The sequence below is a fragment of the Novosphingobium sp. TK71 genome (assembly GCF_055361505.1).
This window is the reverse complement of record NZ_JBSZKA010000001.1, coordinates 407941-429193: the sequence shown is the minus strand read 5'-3', so window position 1 is coordinate 429193 and position 21253 is coordinate 407941. Positions and strand designations below refer to the sequence as shown.

The window sequence follows — 21253 nt, the reverse complement described above, 5'->3', positions numbered from 1 at the left end:
ACGGCGCGGTGCCGCCCCCGGGGTGAAGATTGCCGAAGATCGGGAGATCAAGCCGAGGGCCGTGCATCCAGGTCGACCTCCAGTTCGCGCGGCCAATGGCGCAGTTCGCGGCAGGCGACCACGAAGGCATTCGCATCTTCGACATGTTCGAGTTCAAGACAGGCATCGTCGAGGTCATCGGCAATCCCGGCCTTGACGAAGATCGTGTCCGCCTCGGGCGTGAAGCCGATGAACTTGCAGTGCGCGAAGGCATCGGTGACGAAATCCTTCGCCGCCGCATCCAGTGCCAGCAGCGCGGCCCCGGCTTCGGACACCACGATCGCCACGGCATCGAACAGCACCGAAGGGCCGCCATCGATCTTCTGCTTTGCAGCCACCGTCGTGCCGTCGGACAGGGTGACGCCCGCGATCCTGGGAGCGATAACCTCGTAAACGGCCCCTTCCGCTTCCACGGCCGCCAGCAGCGCCTTGAAGATCGCCGCATCGGCGCCCTCGCTGAGCAGTATCCCCAGCTTGCGCCCCTTGAAACTGTCGGGGGCGTTCCTGACGATGCTGAGCGCGGCCGAGGCAGGCAGGTCGGTTATCGGCTCTCGCGCCGCGACGGCGGCATCTGGCAGCGCGATGCCCAGGCCATCCGCTACGGTTGCGGCGAGGCCGGGATCGATGTTGAGCAGATGCGAAACCGTGCGCGAGCGGATGTCGGTCCGCTCCACCTTCGAAAGCTCGAACACCAGCGCGTCGCCAATGTGCTTCTGCTCGATCGGCATCTGGCTCACGAAGAACTGGCGGGCCTGGCTGTAGTGATCAGCAAAGCTTTCGGACCTCACACGCTGCTTGGGGCCGTCTGCTTCCTCCGCATAGCTGGTGAAGCCGCGTACCGGATCCTCGCGCGGCCCGCCAAGCGTTGCGCCCCAACTGTTGGGCTCGTAATTTGCCCGCCCCTTGGGGTTCTGCATCGCCATGTGCCCGTCCTGCTGGAAATGGTGCATCGGACACTTGGGCGCATTGATGGGAATGTGCGTGAAATTGGGACCGCCCAGCCGCTTTATCTGCGTGTCGAGGTACGAGAAGTTGCGGCCCTGCAGCAGAGGATCGTTCGAGAAGTCGATGCCCGGCGGCACGTTCTGCGTGCAGAAGGCAACCTGTTCGGTCTCGGCGAAGAAGTTGTCGACCACGCGGTCGAGGACCAGCCGACCCACTACGCGGATCGGCACAAGTTCCTCGGGAATCAGCTTGGTTGCATCGAGCACGTCGAAGTCGAAGCTGTCGGCAAAGGCATCGTCGAACAGTTGGACGCCCAGTTCCCATTCGGGAAAGTCCCCGGAATTGATCGCCTCCCACAAGTCGCGGCGGTGAAAGTCGGGATCGGCGCCGTTGATCTTCACGGCCTCGTTCCACACCACAGACTGAAGGCCTTGCTTGGGCTTCCAGTGGAACTTGACGAAAGTGGAGTTACCCTCTGCGTCCAACAGCCGGAAAGTGTGGACGCCGAAACCCTCCATCGTGCGGAACGAACGGGGGATGGCGCGGTCGGACATAGTCCACATGAGCATGTGGAAGCTTTCCGGCGTCAGGCTGACGAAGTCCCAGAAGTTGTCGTGCGCGGTCTGGGCTTGCGGGAAGGCACGGTCGGGCTCGGGCTTGGCGGCATGGATCAGGTCGGGAAACTTGATGGCATCCTGGATGAAGAACACCGGGATATTGTTGCCCACGAGGTCCCAGTTGCCTTCCTGGGTATAGAGCTTGACCGCGAAACCGCGCACGTCGCGGGCGAGATCGAACGAACCCTTGGAACCCGCGACCGTGGAAAAGCGCACGAAGGCAGGCGTACGCTCGCCCACCCGCTGGAAAACGTCGGCGCGGCTGACGTCCGACAGGCTGTCGGTCAGTTCGAAAAACCCGTGCGCGCCATATCCGCGCGCATGAACCACACGTTCGGGTATGCGTTCGTGATCGAAATGGAAGATCTTCTCGCGAAAATGGAAGTCCTCCAGCAGCGTCGGCCCCCGCGCGCCCTGCTTCAGGCTGTTCTGGTCGTCCGCGACCGGGATGCCCTGCTGGGTGGTCAGCGTGGGCACTTCGCCGCCGGCCTCCTGATGTGTTTCGCCGCCTGCTTTTTGGGGTTCTGCGTAAGCCAGTGATATCTCGGCGTCGGCTGGCACCGGAGATGCCTTGTTCGGGGATTCGCCGCCCACATCGGCCCCGGACGGATCGGTCGGGGTCAGCGTGTCGGACGATCGAGCATGCGGGTTCGCTGGCTTCTTGGCCATGGGGCATTCCTCCAGATCAAAGGTCATGCGGCAGCGCCTGACCGGCCTGAGGGCGGCATGCGAATGCGGCATTGGATGGGACTAGTCCGAAGGTAACAGTAGCCATGACCGTTCAGTTGCGCCGGCCGGCCGGATATTAACCTGCATCAGCACGTTTCGGTCCGCAGCCTTGCAACGCGCTCCCCCGCGGGAGGTTATGCCGGAAGAGAGCCCGTCTCCTATACCGTTTTGAAGGACCAAGCCGTGTTCACCGACCGCTTCCTGCGATACAAACGGGGTGTCAGCCTCTCGCCCGAAGAGCGCGCAAGGCTGGAAGCTTCGATAACGGAAGTCAGGACGATTGAACCGCGCAAGATCGTGGTTCGGGCCGGGCAAGATCTGAATGACAGCACTCTGCTGATCGAAGGAATCCTGTCACGCTACATCGACGATCGCCAGGGCTTGCGGCAACTGGTAGCCGTTCACGTACCCGGCGACTTCGTTGACCTTCATGCCTATCCGTTGAAGGTTCTCGACCACGACGTGGCCACGATGACTGCGGCGACCGTAGCGATCGTGCCGCATGCCCACTTGGACGCCATCATTGCCGAGTGCCCGCAACTGGCCCGCAAACTGTGGTTCTCGACGCTCATCGATGCTGCGATACACAGGGCGTGGCTGTTCCGCCTCGGCAGGCTCGATGCAATGGGGCGGGTGGCTCACTTCCTGTGCGAAATCAACGTTCGCCTTGTGTCGGCCGGGCTCAGCGATGGGCATCGTTTCGCGCTGGGCCTGACCCAGACCGACCTCGCCGAAATCTGCGGCCTTACCAATATCCACGTCAACCGGGTCCTGCGCCAGATGCGCGAAGAGGGTCTGTGCGTGTTCCGTTCCTCCCTTGTGGAAATACCCGATCCTGCACGTTTGGCCGCCAGAGGGCAGTTCGATCCATCCTATCTCTACATCGACGATACGCCCCTCCCCCCTGCAACCACGGAAGCCGTTCCATGACCGCACCATCATCTCCCAACCCGCCGCAGCCGCGGTCCGACCCCGGAATTGCCATCGCCGAGGACGGCCTCGTCATGCTCGACGGCCCGAATGGCGTAGCGGTGACGATGACCGCAGAGGCGGCTGCTCAGACCGGCCGCAACCTCATCGATGCTTCGCTTGTCGCCGACCGCCAGATTGCCGACAGAGCTTAGTGTCCTGTCCCGCACCGGCAAGCTCCATCGGGGGAGCGGAATCTCGTATGAAGGTGTCGGCCCGGCTACATATCCGACTGCAATGGCAAGCCATGCTAGCACCCGCAATCGGATGCCGCGTCGTTGCGCTTAAGCGTCATGCTATGGACTTGGATGTGTCATCAAATCGCATTTTGGTTTTTCTAAGTGCCGCCGATGGGGTTTTCGAATGCACCGAAGTGCGCTCCGGGCTCGGCGTTCAGTTGGGCACGATTGCGGGATCAGGTCGCTCGCATGACGCGGCGTGACGACGCTGAGGATCTGCTTCACGACGCATGGGTCAACGTCACCACCGGCTCGACCCTCGCTCGGAATGCCGATGCACTACTCGCCCGCGCTGCGACGAGCCGAGGTATCGATGCTTATCGACGCGAACAACGGGCAGGGGAAACTCTCGTGTGGTGTCCCGATGTTGCTGCGGTTGCAGACAACCATCCACTGCAGGATGAGGTGCTCATCGCTCGCGAGCGGCTCGACCGGTTGCGCGTCGGGGTCGAAGCGCTTAGCCCGCGTACGCGGCAGATTTTCTTGATGTATCGACTGGACGGCCGTAAATATCGTGAGATCGCCGAGGAACTCGGCATCAGCCAAAGCGCCGTAGAAAAGCATATTGCCAAGGCGATGGTGCATCTGGCCGAGTGGATGGAGAATTGGTGACGTGATCTTCCGCAGCAAGCCGGAGAATTTGAACCGGCAGGCGGCGGACTGGCTGGCTCGACTGCACGCGGATGACCGATCCTCCCGGGACGAGGCGGCATTCCATGCGTGGCTGAAGGCTGATCCGTCACACCCCCCCGCATTCGAGAATGCGTCCACGATCTGGGACGCGGTTGGCGGTCTTCGCGACGATCCTCGGCCTGCGCGCTTGCGTCAGCCGGACCGCATGTCCCGGCGCGCGGTCCTTGCGGGCGGAGCCGGTCTGGCCCTGACTTGCGGGCTGGGCCTAGGCTGGCAGCATGCCCTTGCGGGTGTGTACGAGACCGCAGTCGGCGAGCAGCGGCGCTTCGTGCTGGACGATAATACGCGCATAATGCTCGACACGAACACCCGGGTGCGCTTCACGGCGAGTAATTCTCGGCGCCTGTTGACGCTGGCATCGGGCCGCGTAGACGTCGAGATCGCACGGGATGTGCGGCCCTTCGTCATCGAGGCGGGCGACAGAAGCGTCGTCGCGCAATCGGGCAGGCTGGACTTGCGCCGGGACGACGATGTCGTGCTGATCACCGCGGTTCAGGGCAGCGCGCAGGTGCAGTCGGTCGATGCCCGTGTCGAGCTCTCGGCGGGACATCGCATCGCCATGGAACCGGGTCGGCGGGACCACCTCGACCGTCCCGAGATTGACGACTTGCTGGCGTGGCAGAGCGGGCGACTGGCATTTCGCGACGAAACCGTGGCGCAGGCCGTGGCGGAAATGAACCGCTATAGCCGTCGCGAACTGGTCGTCGCAGATCCTCGCGCAGCCAACCTGCGCCTGAGCGGCGTCTACCGCGTCGGCGATCCGGAGGCTTTCGCGCGCTCGCTGGAAGTTCTTTTGCCCGTAGAGATCACGGCAGCGCCGGACATGATCCGCATAACAGCTACCCGCTGAAAATTATATTCATCGGGGGGTGAGGAAAACCCCGTCCAGAGCGACGACGAGGTAAGCGGCGCTCACGATGGGCGTCCGGACGGGGTATCGGACATGACTTCTTTCAAACGGCAGCTTTGCCGATCGGCGGCGCTTGCGCTGGCTCTTTCAAGCGCATCTCTGGCGACTTCTGTACATGCTCAGGCGCGCCAGGCGCGCATCGCGATTGCTGCTCAGCCGATGGACCAGGCGCTGGAGCAGCTTGCGCGGCAGAGCGGAGAGGATATCCTGTTCACTCGCGACGCGGTGGCGCGTCTGAACGCACCTCCCGTTTCCGGTGAGTTCGATGCGGAGACGGCCGTTCGCCGTCTGATCGCGGGTACGTCGCTCACCGTCGTGCGCGATGGCTCCGGCGCGCTCATCGTCCGCCCTCTGACGGCGGCGGCCGCACAAACGCCCGAAATCGCGAACGGCGAACCGGCCCCGGCCAGTGAAATCGTCGTAACCGCGCCGTTTTCGGACGGTGTCGAGCGCTCGCTCGGCGTGAAGCGCAACGCGGACTCGATCGCGGATGCGGTCGTCGCCGCCGATATCGGCAAGCTGCCGGCGTTCAACGTGGCCGAGGCGCTGCAGCGCGTGCCCGGCGTCACCATCGTGCGCGAAGCCGGCGAAGGCCAGTTCATCAGCGTGCGCGGTCTGGGGCCGAACTTCCAGGCGGTGACGTTCGACGGCATGCCGCTCGCCTACAATGAGAACATCCGCAACTCTGGCCAGTCCGGCCGCCAGTTCCGCCTTCAGGTGCTGCCGGCCACGCTGATCGACAGCGTCGTCGTTACCAAGTCGCCCACGGCCGATCTGGTCGAGAGCGGCATCGGTTCGACCGTCGACATTCGTCTCATCAAGCCGCTTGACCGCACATCTTTCGTCGCCGCCAATGCCTATGCAGGCTATGAGGAACGTACCGATACGGTAAATCCGAATGGCACGATCTCTGCCGGCTGGCGCAATGAGGACAAGACCTTCGGCGTACTGGCGGGCCTGTCCTATTCACGTCGCAAGATCCAGTTCGATCGCCTGCGCATGGGATGGCAGGATGCCGAAGTGGAAGGCCTCCGAACGCTGCGGGTCCCCGGCGATGCGCAGCCCTATCTGGAGACCGAGGATCGCGAACGCATCAGCGCCGTCGTCGGCCTGCAGTGGCGCCCGTCCCCTAGTTTCGAGATCGACGTCGACGGCCTGTTCTCGCAGTTCAACAACGAGACGACCGAGCGCCGCCTTACGTATTACATCCCGAGCCAGCTTTCGCGGCTCGACCTGTCTACAGCGGTGGTCGAGGACGGCAGACTTGTTGCAGGCACGATCCGCGGCGCGCGCGTTCGCAACTACAGCGAATACATGGACCAGTCGCACCAGAACCTCCAACTGAACACCACGATCAAGCTGGACCTCGGCGACTGGCATATCGAGCCGCGCGTCAGCTATGCCCGCGCCAGCAGTGACCTCGATACGCCGATCCAGCGCGTGCAGTACCGCACGGCCAGCGGACGGGGCGGCAATCTCACGTTCGATTTCAGCGGCGATGTCCTGAACAAAGGCCGTGTCACCTCACTCTATACCGATCTCGACCTGACCGATCCCTCGCTCATGCCGTTCGAGAGCTTCGCCGTCCGCCCGATCAATTCGATCGACGAGGACAAGAGCTTCATTCTCAACGTCTCGCGCGAGATGAATTTCGCTGTCGGGGGCATCCGCCTGTCGAGGCTGCGTTTCGGCGGGCAAGTCTCGGACCGTTACCGCGACTATCAGCGCCGCGATCGCAACAGTGCGAGCCTGCGCGACGGGTTCACACTTACCGACGCCTTCCTGCAATATCCGGTGCCAGGTAATGCCTTCGACCAGTCGATTGTGAACCGGCAGGCCTGGACCAACGTGGACTGGGCGCTGTTCAACCAGGCCTACACGCTCGGTAGCGAGTATGACGGTGTCAGCCCCAATGCATCTGATCTGGAGCCTACAGCCGCCGACCTTCAGAACTCCTACCGCATCGGCGAGAAGATCCAAGCGCTGTACGGCCGCATCGATTTCGAATCCGATGTAGGTGATGTGCCGGTCTCCGGCAATTTCGGCCTGCGTTACGTGCGTACCGAAACCGAAGTGCGCGGCACCGCCATAGCGCCCGTCCCGAACGGTTCGGGCGGCGTGACCACCGAAGTCCTGCCCACGACCACGCGCGCCACTTATGGCGAGTTCCTGCCCAGCGCCAATGCGATGTTCAAGTTCTCGGACAATGTGCAGTTGCGTCTGGGCGTGGCGCGCACGATGACGCGCCCGTCGCTCTCGGAACTGCGTAATTCGATCAACACGAACAGTGTTACCGTGACGAGCATCTACAACCAGGGTGCGGCGGCGCTGGATGATCCGACGCTCAACTTGCAGGCGTCGGGCGGCAACCCCAACCTGCGCCCCTACACCTCGTGGAATTTCGACGCATCGTTCGAATGGTACTTCGACAAGTTCGGCGCGTTCACGGTGGCCGCGTTCCACAAGGACATCAGCAACTATATCGCATCGGACTTCGAGACGCGCACGCTGGCTTTCGCCGTCAACGACGGCTCCACGCTGCCGGTGGATATTCTGGTGGCCACCCCGACCAACGTGGGCGACGCGGCGATCTCGGGCGTCGAGTTCGGCTATACCAACAAGCTGCCTTTCGGCCTCGGCGTCACTGCAACAGCGACCTTCGCGACCTCCAAGCTGGAGTTGAACACTACGGGCATCGGCATCCAGTCGGCCGGAATCCAGGGTGTGTCGGACGTCAGCTACTCGATCACGCCCTTCTTCGAGACCGGGCCGTTCGAGATCAACCTCAGCTACACGTATCGCAGCAACTACATGACCGATTCCGGCGCCAATGTGACCTCGCTGCCCAGCCCCGAGGATGTCGTGGCATATTACCAGAAGGGTTTCGGCATCGTCGACCTTGGCGCCAGCTACAAGATCAGACCGAACATTGAAATGTTCATGCAGGCCGTGAACGTCCTCGACGAACGGCAGGTCTCCTTCGCCGGAAGCAAGAGCGAAGTCAGCGAGATCCATACGTTCGGCCGGACGGTGAATTTCGGCGTTCGCGCCAAGTTCTGATCCTGCTGCCCCCACGAATTGCGGGGACCGTGCCGGAGTTTCGAACCGGTCCCCCGTATTCCCATTGAAGGCCTATGCGATCGATGATGCGTTCAGGATGGCTTCTCGCCCCGGCTATCACCATGGTAAATGTCATGCCGGCCTGTGCCGAAGAGGCGGCTCAAAGACGCTGGCTAGCCGGTGATCATCATGTGCACAGCATCTACAGCGCCCGCTATGAAGCGGATCCCGAACATCCCGAGCGCGTGCCGGAGCCCGTCATCGGCGGCGATTCTTCCCACACGATCCTGCAGAACATTCAGATGGCGCGTCGCTTCGGGCTGGACTGGATGGTCGCGACGGATCACGGCGGGCCCGGGCATTCCGCGCTCAACCATGACCGTGCCTGGCCGGATGTCGTGGCGGCACGCAAGGCGGTGCCGGACATGGTCCTGTTCTACGGCATGGAATTCGACGTTCCGGGCGGAGAGCATGCCAGCCTGATCCTGCCGACCGATGCCGCCGAGCGCGCGATGCTGCGCGATATCGAATCCCGCTTCGGCAAGCGCGAGGCGTTTCCGGCCGATCCGACCCGCAACACCAAGCCTCAGATGATCGCAGCGCTGCGATACATGGCCGGTCTTCAGCATCCGCCGGTGCTGATCGGCAATCATCCATCGCGAACGGCGACAGGCCATGGCGAATGGGGCCTGCATACGCCTGCCGAGTACCTTGCTTGGCAGAAAGCCGCTCCGAATGTCGTGATCGGCATGGAAGGTGCACCGGGGCATCAGGCTGCCAGGCCGGAAGCGGGCGCGGACAAGGCGCATGGCTCGCGTGGTCTGTACGGCGGCTTCCCGACCATGGGTGGTTTCGATCAGATGGTCGCCCGGCTGGGAGGAGCATGGGATGCACTACTGGGGAAGGGTATGCACTGGACCATTACCGCCAACTCGGATTCGCACGGGCATTGGCGGGAAGGCGGCGCGGACTTCTGGCCGGGGGAATATTCCAGGACCTGGGTCTTCGCCGAGCGGAACGCCCCAGACATACTCGATGGACTGCGCAACGGGCGCGTCTTCGTAACCACCGGCAATTTGGTGGACCGACTGGATGTGACGGCGGCGGTTGGACCGAGGCCGTCACGGGCGGCGGCGATGGGGGAAACCCTGATGGTACACAAAGGTGATGAACTCACCATCACTATTCGATTCCGCCCCGCGCCCCCCCATCACGCCGCCGGGCAAGTTCCCAAGGTCGATCACGTCGATCTGATCGCGGGTGGCGCTTCCGGCGTCGAGGGGGATCGCAACCGCAGCACTCGGCTCGTGAAGCGCTTTACGTCGCGCGATTTTCGGGCCGACGGCGATAGTCTGATCGTATCGCATCGGATGAAGGTTTTAGAGGGAATAACCTATCTGCGAATTCGCGGCACCAACACGCCGCAGGGCGAACCCGAGCCTGACTTCGTCGGAGAAGATCCCTGGCGTGATCTCTGGTTCTATTCCAACCCGATCTACTTTGCCCAGAAGTGAATCGCGCAATACCGTAGTTTTCACCTCGTCCGGTTGAACGTGTGGGCCTCAACTGAAAAGCGCGCCCAAACCTCTAAAGCCCCAATGCTGCGGCATTGCCGGACGAGGCCGCCAAGTCGGCGCTCGATGCGAGGCGTTTGAGATGGCCGTCTAGCAGGTTCAGGGCAACGCTGGCCGCCGCTTCCTCGCGCGTGTTGACGAGGAACAGGTCGCTGGCGCCCATCTCGAAGCGGCGCCGCTCCGCAACCGCCATAGTATCCGCTCGCTGCTTTTCCTGCTGGGACAGGGCGATAAGCTGCGTCGCGGCATCGAAGGCGATGGCGATGCCGTCCACTTCGGCGCGGATCTGCTCGTCCAGCCAGCGCGCGCGGGTCTGGTTGGCATCGAGTTCCGCCTGCGTCTGCATCAGCTTGCCGCGCGCCGTACGCTGTTCGAGCGGGACCGAGATCTTGATACCGAAACGCACGTCGTTGCCGCTGCGCGAGGCGCCGCCGGGACCGATATCGCCGATGTCGCGCGCCACTTCCATGTTGAGGTCGAGGCGCGGCAGCAGGGCATTGCGGTCGAGCGCGAGACGATCCTGCACCAGCCGGGTCTTCAGGTCGGCGACCAGCAGGTCCGGCCGCTGCAGATCGTGCGGTATGGCCGTGACGACCGGATCCGGCAGGGAGGCGGGCAACTGTTCGCGGCGTGGGATCGTGGGATTGCCCTCACTGTCGCGCCAGTAGAGCGAGAGGGCATTGGCGGCGGCGGCCATGGCCTGCTCGGACTGGACGACCATGGCCTGACGGCGCAGCACCATCTGGTCGTTCTCGGTCAGGACGATACGCGGGCGCAGCCCGGCCCTATAGGCACGATCGAGGCCTCGCTGGCGTTCCTGCGCAAGATCGAGGAGATGACGATAGACCTTGAGCCGCTCACCGCTCGCCACCCAGTTCAGGTAAGCGTCGAGCGCCTTGCGCTGCACGCCGATGGCCACCATCTGCCGCTCGGCATCGGCCACTGCGCGATCGGCATCCGCCGTCACCCGGCCGAAGCGGCGATCGTCGATCATCCGGTCGCGCAGCAGGGAGAACACCGCACCAGCGCGGATCTCGCCGAACTCGTTGGTGTAGTTCTTGTCCTCGTAGATCGGGAACCGGCCGCTGGATGCGCGGTAGCCGCCATAGATCTGGCCGCCCCAGTTCTCCAGCGGACGCGCCAGTTTCGCATCCGCATAAGTGCCGCCGTAATAACCGACCAGCCGCGATCCGCCCTCGGCGGAGAAGACCGTATCGAACGCACCTTCCGCGGTCAGCCGTTTGGCATCGGCAGCGCGGGTGCGGGCCAGCGCCTCGATGATCTGCGGCGATTGCCGGGCGGAGTTGGCGAGCAGGTCGTCCAGTTGCAGCACCGGCGCATCGAGCGGCGCAGGCCGGGGCAAGGGCGCGATTTGCTGGGCTACCCCCGGCGCAGCAAGTGCGCAGAGACCAGCAGCCAGCGACCACAGGGAAAGGCGCTTACTTGGCATTGCCGCCTTCCTTTTCCGCCGAGCCGCCGTTTCCGCTCACGCTGCCCGCATAAGTGCCCGCTTCGAGGGCACTCACCGGATATTGCAGCGGGAAGTCGTTGAGCAGGCGCCAGAGTTCATAGCCGCTCGACACGGTATCCATCATCACCCAGCCGCGTACTTTCGCGCCTAGGCGCACGAACGGCTCCTTCGGCCATGGCCGCGCGCCGGGCTTCTGCTCCACCAGCACGCGAAACAGTCCGTTGGCCGAAGCGGAAACGTCGATGGCCCGCACCTGCCCGTCGAACATGCCGACCGCTACCGAGGGCCAGCCGCTGAACTGGATCGCGGGCCAGCCCTCGAACTCCATCCGCACCGGACGGCCCGGATGGATCAGCGGCACGTCGCGCCCATCGACGTAGAGCTCCACCACGCGCACCGCCTGTTCGGGTGCGAACGTGGCGATCACATCGCCTTCCTTGACCATCGTGGCATTGTCGCCGCCAAGGATGCGCAGGATTCGCCCGTCGCGCGGGGCATGGACCATCTGAACCGACTGGCGGTTGATGTTGATGTCCAGCCGGTTGCGGTCGGCCAGGCTCTTGGCGACCTTGGCGCCGTAGTCAGCCACCTTGATCTGCGCGAGTTCGAGGTCGCGGCGCGGCGCCAGACCTTCGCCGTAGAGCTGCTGCATGCGCCCGACGTCGCGCTGGGCGACGCCCATCGCCTGGCGGGTTGCGGCAATCTCGGCATCGACTTGCGCGCGCTCGGCCTGGAGGCGCGCGATCAGGTTGGGATCGTTGTCGGCGATGCGGGCAATACGGTCGCCCTTCTTCACCAGTTCGCCGTCGGTCACATACCATTCCTCGACCCGGCCGGGGACGAGCGCGGTGATGTTCTGCACGCGGTCGCGCGGGTCGAGCGCGATGACCGAGCCGTTGCCGTTCGACGTCTGCTGCCAGGGCACCAGCAGCAGGAAGGCGACGACAATGGCCATCGCGATCAGCAGTATCCAGGCAAGCACGCGCGCGGGACGCGGCGGACGCAGGCCCTGGAGGGTCTTGAAATGGACGATATGGTCATCGCGGAAGGGCATGGAAACCTCCTTTCGCGGAGTTACGGGCGGCGGCGAAAGCCGCGCGGTCCTGTGTCAGCAATTGGGAATCCCGTCCAAGCCAGAGCATGTGGTCGAACTCGAAAGCATCGGGGCGGCAGGTGAAGACGATGATCGTCGTCTCGCGGTCGTCGAGCTGGCGCAGCGCCGGGCGCAGTTCCTCCACCGGCACCATGTCGAACAGGCCCGAGAGAATGAGTACCCGCGGGCGGGCCAGCAGGGCGCCCGCCAGCTTGAGGCGCATGGTCTCGGCGCGCGTCAGCGGCCAGCCGCTGGAGGACAGCAGGCAGTCCATACCGCCGTCGAGGCTGACGATCCGGTCGCCCAGCCCTACAAGATCCAGCACGTCCAGCACGCGCGCCGGGTCGGCCTGCGGATTGGCGAGGCGCAAGTAGTCGCGGATGGTGCTCTCGACGATGTCCGTGCGGTCGAGCACGATCACGTCGCTGCGCAGACGGTAGATGTTGAGGGCGGCGATATCGGCACCGCCCAGGATGACGAGGCCCTCGTCGGGGCGGTAATGGCGCTTGAGCATCCGGCTGAGCAGCCGGTCGATCCCCGGATCGCTTGCCGCCACCGCATGGGTGCCCGAGGGAATGTCGAGATCGAAGCGGGCGCGGTCGCCCCCGGCTGCGATCGCCACCCGGCGCAGCGACAGGCCGCCGTCGCGCGGCCGCGCATCGCCCTCCCCGCGCGGAGCCATGTCCTCGACCGGAATGGCATGGAACAGCGAGAGTTCCTCGACCGCCGCAACCAGGTCGTAGAAGGTATCTAGATATGGCCCGAGCTGCGCGGCGCCGTAGAACACGCTCGACAGGATCAGCTCCGCCGCGACCAGCTGGCCGATCGAGAGCTGGCCGCGAATGACCAGCCAGCCGCCCAGCGCCAGCAGCGCCGCGCTGGCCAGCGCATAGAGCAGCAGCAGCGCCACGCTCTGCGGGAAGGTCGCGCGAAAATGCTCGCGGTGCGCATCGACATAGGCCGCCGTGCGCATCTCCGACATGTCCATCGCATAGTCGAGATGACGGCTTGACTTGTAGAAGCCGTTGGAGGCGCCCACACTTTCCAGCCAATGCGCGGTCTCGTACTTGCGGTGGCTCAGCGCCACGCCGCTTTCCATCGCGCTGCGCGCCCAGATCTTCCAGATGATCCAGACCGCCAGCACGAAGAGCAGGTTGAAGGCCAGGAATACCGGGTGGTAAAACGAAGTGACGATGAAGCCGATCATCGCCTGAAAGAAGATCGTAAAGCCGCCGATCAGCAGGGAGGGCACCGCTTTCTGGACAGTGGCCACTTCGAAGAAGCGGTTGAACAGGTCGCTGCGGCGCTCGTCCTGGAAGAACGGGTTCTGGGCATGGACCGCCTGCAGAGTGATCTCGGCCACTGAACGCGCGAAGAGGCGGCGACGGAAAATTTCCATCACGTAAGTGCGCAGCGCGCCGAGCAGCGACCACAGCGCCAGCAGGCCGAACAGCACGGCGGCCAGCGTGAACAGCGGCACCGGCAGCGCCGTATTGGCCACCGAGTTGATCAGCATCTGCACGGAGATCGGCGTCGCCAGCGACAGCAGGCCGATCGCAGCGCCGTAGATCATCGCCATCGTCATGAAAGCGCGGTCTGGCGCCAGCACGCCCCGCGCCCAACCCAGGAATGTGCCCCAGTCGATCCGCTGGGGAGAATGGCCTGCCATCTGTGAAAATCCCTTTTCGCGCCCGTCATCGTCGCGAAGGGCGCAGGATGGTCCGGAGCTGCGGGCCTGAACCCGCGCCCTAGGACTACCCGGCGCGTCGTGAGATAGCGCGGCGGGGGCGCCTCTACAGACGGCGACGTAAAATTGGATGGACTGAAAGTTACATTTGGTTGCGCAAGCGATTTTGTTCATCGCGAAAAGAGGGGGGCTTTCGGAAGAAATTTCCTGGAAATCCGTTCCGAACCTGCCGCTGGCGGGGATCGGCCCCAGCTCTGGCTGCCCTGTGCTGTCGTTGCTCGGTCCGGCGCTGACCGTCCCACTGTCGGAGAAAGATATCCCAACAGGGCAGATGTAATTTTAAATGCTCGGACTGGTGTTTTTCAAAGTGAAATATGCCATTTTATCAACATTGCATGATGTGTTTGCCATTCGAAGATATGGTGGAGGCGACAAGGCACTGGTTCGCGGGAGAAGCTTTTGATGCCCAGGCACATTGATCGGCACCAGGGTGACTCGCTCCATGACGATCTTGAAAGCCAAGCGGATGAGGCCTCTTACGACGGCCTGTCCATTGAGCTTCCCGTCAGTTTCATCGAGGAATTGTCCGCCTCTCAGGGCATAGACGATCTCATGAACGTGATAGCGCGCTGGTCACGCGTAATTTTTCGGGCCGACCGCGTCACGATCGCACTGCCGGGCGCGGATGCAGACCATCTTCGCCTGGTCGCTATGGAAGGCAATGACGCTATTCCCATTGATATGCCCGTCCCTGTTTCCGGTACCATGGTCGGGCGGGTCTTTGCCCAGGGGAAGGCTGAAATCTGCCCGGATCTCTCCTTGTCGGACGATTGGGACTGCAAGATCCTGAGCGACAAGGGTTTGAAATCATGCCTCGATGTGCCCTTGCTTAGCGGATCGCGCTGCTTCGGCACGATCAACATCGGGCACTGCCAGACATATGCGCAGGACGTGGAAGACATGATGCGATTGCAGGGAATGGCGCATTGGGTCGCCACATCTCTGCGCATTCATCATCAGATTATGGAAATGCAGACACTGGCCGATATCGATCCATTGACGGGTGCCCTGAATCGCCGCGCCTTTGCTCGAGAGTTCGCGGCCCTGTGTGCAAACCGGCATGAGGACGGCAGCGGGGAGATGGCTCCACTCGGCATTGCCATGATCGATCTCGATCATTTCAAAGCGATTAACGACCGTCACGGGCATGCGGCGGGAGACCGGGTGCTCATTCATGTCAGGGATGCGCTGACAAGTAACTGCGGCGAGCGCGATTTGATTGCGCGCATGGGGGGCGAGGAATTCTGCGTGGCGATAACGGGCATGAGCAAGCCGAAAATGCTGGCGCTGCTTGCCCGTTTCACCAAGGCCATAGAGTCCATCTATATTCCTGAGGCGGATCTCAATATCAACGTCACGGCAAGCGTCGGGGCTCTGCTGGTGCAAGGCGGAGTGGAGGATCAGGAGCAGTTATTGTCTCTGGTCGACCGGGTAATGTACCGGGCCAAGGAAACCGGCCGAAACCGGATCATATTTCACCAATAGTGTCGCGCGGTCCGAGGGCGCAGCACCGGCGAGGCTGCGATGGGCTTTGCTTGCGGATTACGCCGTCGTAAACTCGTCACGCGATATGCAGCACGAACAGAAGCGTGAGGCTGATAGCGCCCAAGCCAAGAAGCGAGAGTACCACGGCCGCTGTAAGGCGCCCCCCGGCTCTCGCTACGCTCAACACATCCACGCTGAGGCCCAGGGCTGCCATCGATACCACCGTCAACAGCGTGGCGATCTGGCCCATCGGTGCGACCATACCGATCGGCACCACACCGAACGAACGGCACGCAACCAAGCCCAGGAAGCCGATGATGAACCACGGCACGAGATGGGCAATTCCCGGTTGCTTCGTCTTGGTGCCAGCGGCGGCTTGCTCGCCATTTCGATCTGTCCGGGGAGGGAGCTTTGGCGCGACAAAGGAAAGGGCGAGGCAAACCGGTCCGAGCATCAGCACTCGCACCAGCTTGACCAAGGTGCCCATCTGGACGGCGATCGCGCCCAGCGGCGAAGCGGCCGCGATCACTTGCGGGACAGCGTAAACGGTCAGCCCGACGAATGCGCCGAAAGCGAGCCCGCTCATTTCGAGTCCGATACCGATCAGCGGCAGGCCGAGCACCACGATCACGCCCAGAACGGCGGTGAAGGCGATCGACGCGGCGACGTCGTCGCCGTTCGCGTCGATCACCGGCGCTACAGCCGCTATGGCGGAATTGCCGCATATCGAGTTCCCGCACGCAACCAGCAGCGCCATGCGAGGCGGCAAGCCGAGCAGGCGACCAATTCCGAAGCTCAGGAGGATAGCGGCGACCACCACCCCGATAATGCCGAAAAGGAGGCCGGTGCCGGCAGACAAAATCATCGTGGCGCTAACCGATCCACCAAGCAGGACCACTGCAACTTCGAGTGGATATCTGGCACTGAACGCGATCCCGGAATGCCACTTATCGCTGGGGTTCCACAAGCTCCGCACGGCCGTGCCGACAAGGATCGCGAGTACGAGCGCCTCCAGCCACGCCTTGCCTGTAACTGCCCGCTCGGCAGCCTCCAGTGCATAAGCGGCTGCCGTTACGGCCAGGCAGAGCATGGCACCCGGCAGTACGGTGGGGCGCTGAATGAGGGGCAAGTGGGACAGGGCCTGGCGATCATGAGCGAAAACAGCCATTGCGATCTCCTTTCGCAGATCCAGCTACGGCCGATCGATCAATCAATCCAACCCGGACTTTTTATCATTCCGATCGTTAAATCATATTGATTGTGGTATGCGTCGTTTATGACTCTGGAGCAGCTTCGCATCTTCGTCGGCGTGGCCGAGCGTGAGCACATGACTGCTGCAGCCCGCGCGCTCAACGTTACCCAGTCGGCAGCTTCGGCGGCGATTGCGGCGCTGGAGGAGCGTCACGCGATCAAGCTGTTCCATCGTGTCGGGCGTGGCATCACGCTGACCGAAGCCGGGCGTCTGTTCCTGGCCGAAGCCCGCGGCGTACTCGCGCGAGCGACCGCTGCTGAGACGGTTTTAGAAGAATTGGGCGGTCTCAAGAGAGGATCGCTGCGTGTCGTCGCCAGCCAGACCATCGCCAATTATTGGCTTCCGCCCTTATTGGCGGTGTTCCAGCAGCGGTACCCGGCACTCGGTGTGGAGTTGACGATCAGCAACACCCAGCAGGCGGCGGTTCATGTCCATGACGGCAATGCCGATCTCGGCTTCGTCGAAGGCGAAATCGATCATCCGGCTGTCGCCCACTGGCCCATCGGCGAGGATCGGCTGGTGCTCGTCCAGTCCCGGCCGTTCACGACCGAACCGATCGACGCGGATTGGCTTCGAAAGGCTCGCTGGGTGATGCGTGAAAAAGGGTCCGGCACGCGTTCCACCCTCGACAGCCATCTGCGCGATCTTGGCATCGATCCGGCATCGCTCGACATCGCACTCGTGCTGCCCTCCAACGAGAGTGTCCGCACCGCCGTGGAGGCAGGCGCGGGCGTCGCCGTTCTGTCCTCGCTGGTTGTCGCGCCGGCTATAGCCGCCGGTACGCTGTACAAGGCAGGGATAGAGTTTCGGCCAAGGCCATTTTACGGCCTCAGACACAAGGAGCGGTATCGGACGAAACCCGCAGATGCATTGCTACAAATGATCGAATCGCAGCGCCGAGGCTGACCGTTCCCGCCCTTGACACCGGCGGCTTCAGCTTTCGGGCGGCAGGCATCGCTGCAGCACCTGCAGGAAGAGGTCCTGCGGCAGGGAGAGGGAATGTCCGACGGGCCAGGTGATCCCGATCTTGCGCACCGCTTCGGGGAAATCGGACGATACGGTTCCGAGCCGCTCGTGTAGCGATAGCTTCTGCCGGGAAGAGTATGTCAGAAGTCCGACCGCATCGCTTTCCAGGACAAGTTTTTCGGCGAGCGGGAAAGTCACCATTTCGCAAATCTGGGCTGGCGGTGTCATGCCGCGCTCGAGCAGGAACGCCTCGAAGAACTGCCGGGTCGGCGTGCCGTGCGGACCGACGACCCAGGTTTCGCCGATCAGGGTTTCAAGTTCGGCATGGCCTTCTGTCAGCCGATGCCCGGGGCGGGCGATAATCGTCAGGTGTTCGTCGAGAAGCGGGGTTTCACGCAATGCGCCGGGCGCTGCCGTTCCGCGCAGTGGCCCCAGCATGAGATCGATTTCGCCGCGGCGCAGGGCATCGGTGAGGGCCGTGTAGCTTCCGGTCACTGCCTGCAGCCGTAAATGGGGATGCTCGCGGATAAGGACCGAGAACGCCTCCACCACGACATCCTGCTCTGAAAATGGAAGGAGGCCGATCGCGACGCGTCCCGTCACCTGATCGGCCAGAGCACCCAGGTCCGTCATGATCTGACCGGCTTCCTCGCGCAGTTCGCCGCGAAGGGTTTCCAGTATCGGAACGCAGGGCGTTGGGGCCATGCCCGAGGCGATGCGGATGAAGGGGGCTTGCCCGATTGCAGCGGCGGCTTGAGCCAGCGTTCGGCTGATCGTTGGTTGAGAGACGGAAAGGTAATCGGCGGCCATCGAGGCGCTTCCCGTGCGGCGGACAGCGTTGACGACATCGAGAACGAACCAGTTGAGATGGTAGCTGAGATCGCCGGCATGGGCGCCAAGCGCATTCAGATCGCGGCTAGCCTGTACGATCCTGGTCATCATGCGGCGTGCATGGACAATCATGATGGCCCCGAATGATGTCGGCTCCATGCCGTTCCAGCCGCGCTGGAACAGCTTGCGGCCCAGCGCTTTCTCGGCGTCCGCAATCTGGCGTGATAGGCTGCTTTGGCTGATCGCCAGTTGTTCGCTTGCGCGGACAAGGCTGGCATGTTCCGAGACGGCCACGATCGCGCGCAATTGCTTGATCGAGATGAGCGGCTCGGTTTCATGGGCCATAGCGCCCACTTGCCAGTATTATACCTATTTCGCAAGGACGCTTCTGCAAATTGCATAAGCGAGGCTGCGACCGGTTCCGTAGGTCCGTGCCGAAGCAAAGCGCAGGTTCGCCAGCCCGAATGATCTGGCGCTGCGCAGTGGAGAGGCCATGCAGGACAAGTACCTGGACGCCGTCATAGTGGGGCGGCGAAATCTTACAGACCGTATCTCGGAGTTTCTCATCGGGGCCGCCGATGGCCGCCCGTTACCGCCCGCCGAAGCCGGCAGCCATGTGGAACTGCGCTTTGGCGGCAGCGAGGGCCGGTTCCTTAGGCACTATTCGGTGGTCGGCGCACTCGACGCAGGTGCAGCATCCGAACCGTTCTGGCGGATCGCCGTCCAGCGCGAGGACCGCTCGCGCGGATCGGCGTTCATCCATGGCAATTTCGAAGTCGGAACGCGGCTGCGCGTATCGCGCGCGCTGAATGCCTTTCGCTTGATCCGCAACCTGCCGAACCACCTGCTTATTGCCGGCGGCATCGGGATCACCCCGATCTTCGCAATGGCACGTTCCCTCGGCTCCCGGCAGGAGACGTTTTCGGCGGTTTACATCGGCCAGGAACGCGGTGCCATGGCCTATGTCGGCGAACTGGAATCGCTGTGCGGCGGTCGCCTCGCGGTGATCGAAACCAAGCGAGGCGGGATGCCCGATCTCAAGGCGCTTCTCGCCGCGCAGCCCGAAGGCACCCAGGTCTATGTCTGCGGTCCTTCGGGAATGATCCAGGCGCTCGTGTCGGCCGCAGAGGAGCTTTGCTGGGATCCGGCGCGCATTCGATACGAAGTGTTCAACGCGGCGCACAGGCCCGATGATCAGAGCTTCGAGGTCCGATTGAAGAATGGGGCAAGGGTGCCGGTTGGTGCCGGGATCACCATCCTCGATGCACTGGAGGCCGCGGGTGTCGAGACTTACGCGGACTGCCGGCGCGGAGAATGCGGGCTGTGCATCGCCGATGTGACCGGTTGCGACGGCGCGCTCGATCACCGCGACCATTTCTTCAGCGACGAGGAGCACGTCGCGGGCGGGCAGATGACCATCTGCTGCTCGCGCATCCGCGGCCGCGTGCTCGAACTCGATCTCTGATCCTTGGACAACAGGACGTATCCATGACTACGACCAACCCCGAGGCACCCGCCCGGCAACGCACCGACAACGAGATTTTTGCGGCCATGGAGCCGCAGGATTCCGGCTCCTTCGCCAACAATACAACCCCGCTCATCCGCAATTGCTGGTATGCCTGTGCGCGCTCGACCGAGATCGGACGCACCCCGCTTGCGCGCAAGCTGCTGGGCGTGGACGTCGTGCTTTATCGCACTCTGGACGGCGCGCCAGTCGCTCTCCGCAACCGGTGTCCGCATCGATCCTTCCCGCTTGCGAAAGGCAAGCTGGTGGGTGACAAACTGGTCTGCGGCTATCACGGCATGGAGTTCGGGACCGATGGTGTCTGCGCCAAGCTGCCCGCGCTCGCCAACGTGCCGGCCACCGCTGCGGTGCGGACATTTCCGATTGCCGACCGCGGTCCGCTGACCTGGATCTGGATGGGTGCGCCCGATCTTGCCGACGAGGCGCTGATTCCGGACACCTGGTGGCTGAGCGATCCCGAATGGGGCACCGTTTCCGGCGATTTCCATATCAATGCCGATTACGTCTCGATGCATGAGAACCTGATCGACCAGACGCACTTTCCCTTCCTTCATCCCGACACGGTAGGCACGCCTGAATATGCGCGCTCGAAGCTGAGCGCTTCTACCGAGGACAACCAGGTGGTGATCCGGCGCGAACTGCTCAATTCCTCGCCGCCGGGTGTCTACGGCAAGCCTGCACAGATCATGGACAAGCGCGTTGACCGCACCTCCGAGGCGCGCTTCGTTTCGCCTGCCTTGCACACCGCTTATGCGCGCGTCCGCGTCCATGAGCCGGATGAGGGCAAGCCGGCGCTCTATCGCTACAACATCACCCACGTCTTCACGCCCGAGACGAACGATTCGATGCACTACTGGTGGTTCAACTCGCGCGACTATCTGCCGGGCGATGCGGATATCGATGGCTTCATGCTCGAAGCGCACACGCAGGCCTATTCCGAAGATGTCGAGGCACTGCAGTGGATCAACGAGGTGGTCCGTACCGACGGCGAGGAGCAGTTCGACCTGAGCTTCGCGCCGGACAAGCCCGGCCTGATGGCGCGGCGGATCATGTACCGTCTGGCGATGGCCGAAGCGCGCTGATCCCGATCGCGACGCGGATGCACTTT

Annotated in this window: 17 protein-coding genes and 1 pseudogene; 12 read left to right on the top strand and 6 right to left on the bottom strand. The window is 63.1% G+C overall.

Going from position 1 to position 21253, the window contains the following annotated elements:
* Window positions 1-47 precede the first annotated feature (47 nt).
* Entirely contained in the window at window positions 48-2270 is a 2223-nt protein-coding gene (locus ACXJ16_RS18345; protein WP_324699426.1) for a catalase, read from the bottom strand.
* Window positions 2271-2513: 243 nt separating this feature from the next.
* On the opposite strand from ACXJ16_RS18345, the gene ACXJ16_RS18340 reads away from it, so the two are divergent.
* The 7 genes and pseudogenes from ACXJ16_RS18340 to ACXJ16_RS18310 all read left to right on the top strand — a co-directional run bounded on the left by ACXJ16_RS18340 (window position 2514) and on the right by ACXJ16_RS18310 (window position 9715).
* Complete coding sequence (locus ACXJ16_RS18340; RefSeq protein ID WP_185999498.1) at window positions 2514-3260, top strand: Crp/Fnr family transcriptional regulator; 747 nt, start codon at window positions 2514-2516, stop codon at window positions 3258-3260.
* On the top strand, window positions 3257-3454 hold the full coding sequence (locus ACXJ16_RS18335) for a hypothetical protein (RefSeq protein ID WP_054435541.1): 198 nt from the start codon (window positions 3257-3259) through the stop codon (window positions 3452-3454). The genes ACXJ16_RS18340 and ACXJ16_RS18335 overlap by 4 nt, the downstream gene beginning before the upstream one ends.
* Before the next feature lie 273 nt (window positions 3455-3727).
* Window positions 3728-4150, top strand: a complete 423-nt coding sequence (locus ACXJ16_RS18330) for an RNA polymerase sigma factor (RefSeq protein WP_231635590.1) — start codon at window positions 3728-3730, stop codon at window positions 4148-4150.
* Window position 4151: 1 nt separating this feature from the next.
* Window positions 4152-4295: pseudogene (locus tag ACXJ16_RS18325) on the top strand (FecR/PupR family sigma factor regulator); the annotation flags it as partial.
* An 81-nt stretch (window positions 4296-4376) separates the two neighbouring features.
* Window positions 4377-5081 (top strand): FecR family protein, encoded by a 705-nt coding sequence (locus tag ACXJ16_RS18320; RefSeq protein ID WP_292635968.1) that lies wholly within the window; start codon window positions 4377-4379, stop codon window positions 5079-5081.
* Window positions 5082-5174: 93 nt separating this feature from the next.
* Window positions 5175-8201: a TonB-dependent receptor gene (locus ACXJ16_RS18315; protein ID WP_463922971.1), complete on the top strand. Its 3027-nt coding sequence runs from the start codon at window positions 5175-5177 to the stop codon at window positions 8199-8201.
* Between the two features lie 191 nt (window positions 8202-8392).
* Complete coding sequence (locus ACXJ16_RS18310) at window positions 8393-9715, top strand: CehA/McbA family metallohydrolase domain-containing protein (RefSeq protein ID WP_463922970.1); 1323 nt, start codon at window positions 8393-8395, stop codon at window positions 9713-9715.
* Window positions 9716-9788: 73 nt separating this feature from the next.
* Here ACXJ16_RS18310 and ACXJ16_RS18305 read toward each other — a convergent pair whose 3' ends face one another.
* The 3 genes from ACXJ16_RS18305 to ACXJ16_RS18295 are packed head-to-tail and all read right to left on the bottom strand — an operon-like array spanning window position 9789 to window position 14008.
* Window positions 9789-11225, bottom strand: a complete 1437-nt coding sequence (locus tag ACXJ16_RS18305) for a TolC family protein (protein ID WP_185999493.1) — start codon at window positions 11223-11225, stop codon at window positions 9789-9791.
* Window positions 11215-12300 (bottom strand): HlyD family secretion protein, encoded by a 1086-nt coding sequence (locus ACXJ16_RS18300; RefSeq protein ID WP_132470139.1) that lies wholly within the window; start codon window positions 12298-12300, stop codon window positions 11215-11217. The genes ACXJ16_RS18305 and ACXJ16_RS18300 overlap by 11 nt, the downstream gene beginning before the upstream one ends.
* Window positions 12284-14008, bottom strand: coding sequence for an ABC transporter transmembrane domain-containing protein (locus ACXJ16_RS18295; RefSeq protein WP_185999491.1), 1725 nt, complete (start codon window positions 14006-14008; stop codon window positions 12284-12286). The genes ACXJ16_RS18300 and ACXJ16_RS18295 overlap by 17 nt, the downstream gene beginning before the upstream one ends.
* A 184-nt stretch (window positions 14009-14192) precedes the next feature.
* Between ACXJ16_RS18295 and ACXJ16_RS18290 the strand changes: the two genes are divergently transcribed.
* Both ACXJ16_RS18290 and ACXJ16_RS18285 read left to right on the top strand, forming a co-directional pair.
* Complete coding sequence (locus ACXJ16_RS18290) at window positions 14193-14363, top strand: hypothetical protein (protein WP_463922969.1); 171 nt, start codon at window positions 14193-14195, stop codon at window positions 14361-14363.
* A gap of 125 nt (window positions 14364-14488) precedes the next feature.
* Window positions 14489-15571 carry a sensor domain-containing diguanylate cyclase gene (locus tag ACXJ16_RS18285; RefSeq protein ID WP_463922968.1) on the top strand — a complete coding sequence of 361 codons (1083 nt, stop codon included), beginning with the start codon at window positions 14489-14491 and terminating at the stop codon, window positions 15569-15571.
* A gap of 76 nt (window positions 15572-15647) precedes the next feature.
* On the opposite strand, the gene ACXJ16_RS18280 is transcribed toward ACXJ16_RS18285, so the two are convergent.
* A complete protein-coding gene (locus tag ACXJ16_RS18280; protein WP_463923296.1) occupies window positions 15648-16661 on the bottom strand; it encodes a YeiH family protein in 1014 nt (337 codons plus the stop codon).
* A 186-nt stretch (window positions 16662-16847) separates the two neighbouring features.
* Here ACXJ16_RS18280 and ACXJ16_RS18275 point away from each other — a divergent pair, with 186 nt between their 5' ends.
* Entirely contained in the window at window positions 16848-17729 is an 882-nt protein-coding gene (locus ACXJ16_RS18275) for a LysR family transcriptional regulator (protein ID WP_324699420.1), read from the top strand.
* A gap of 27 nt (window positions 17730-17756) precedes the next feature.
* Here the strand turns inward: ACXJ16_RS18275 and ACXJ16_RS18270 are convergent, their stop codons facing one another.
* Entirely contained in the window at window positions 17757-18965 is a 1209-nt protein-coding gene (locus ACXJ16_RS18270) for a LysR substrate-binding domain-containing protein (protein ID WP_324699419.1), read from the bottom strand.
* A 148-nt stretch (window positions 18966-19113) separates the two neighbouring features.
* Here ACXJ16_RS18270 and ACXJ16_RS18265 point away from each other — a divergent pair, with 148 nt between their 5' ends.
* Window positions 19114-20085, top strand: a complete 972-nt coding sequence (locus tag ACXJ16_RS18265; protein ID WP_463922967.1) for a PDR/VanB family oxidoreductase — start codon at window positions 19114-19116, stop codon at window positions 20083-20085.
* A gap of 23 nt (window positions 20086-20108) precedes the next feature.
* Window positions 20109-21227, top strand: a complete 1119-nt coding sequence (locus tag ACXJ16_RS18260; RefSeq protein WP_054435521.1) for a Rieske 2Fe-2S domain-containing protein — start codon at window positions 20109-20111, stop codon at window positions 21225-21227.
* The last annotated feature ends 26 nt before the right edge of the window (window positions 21228-21253 follow it).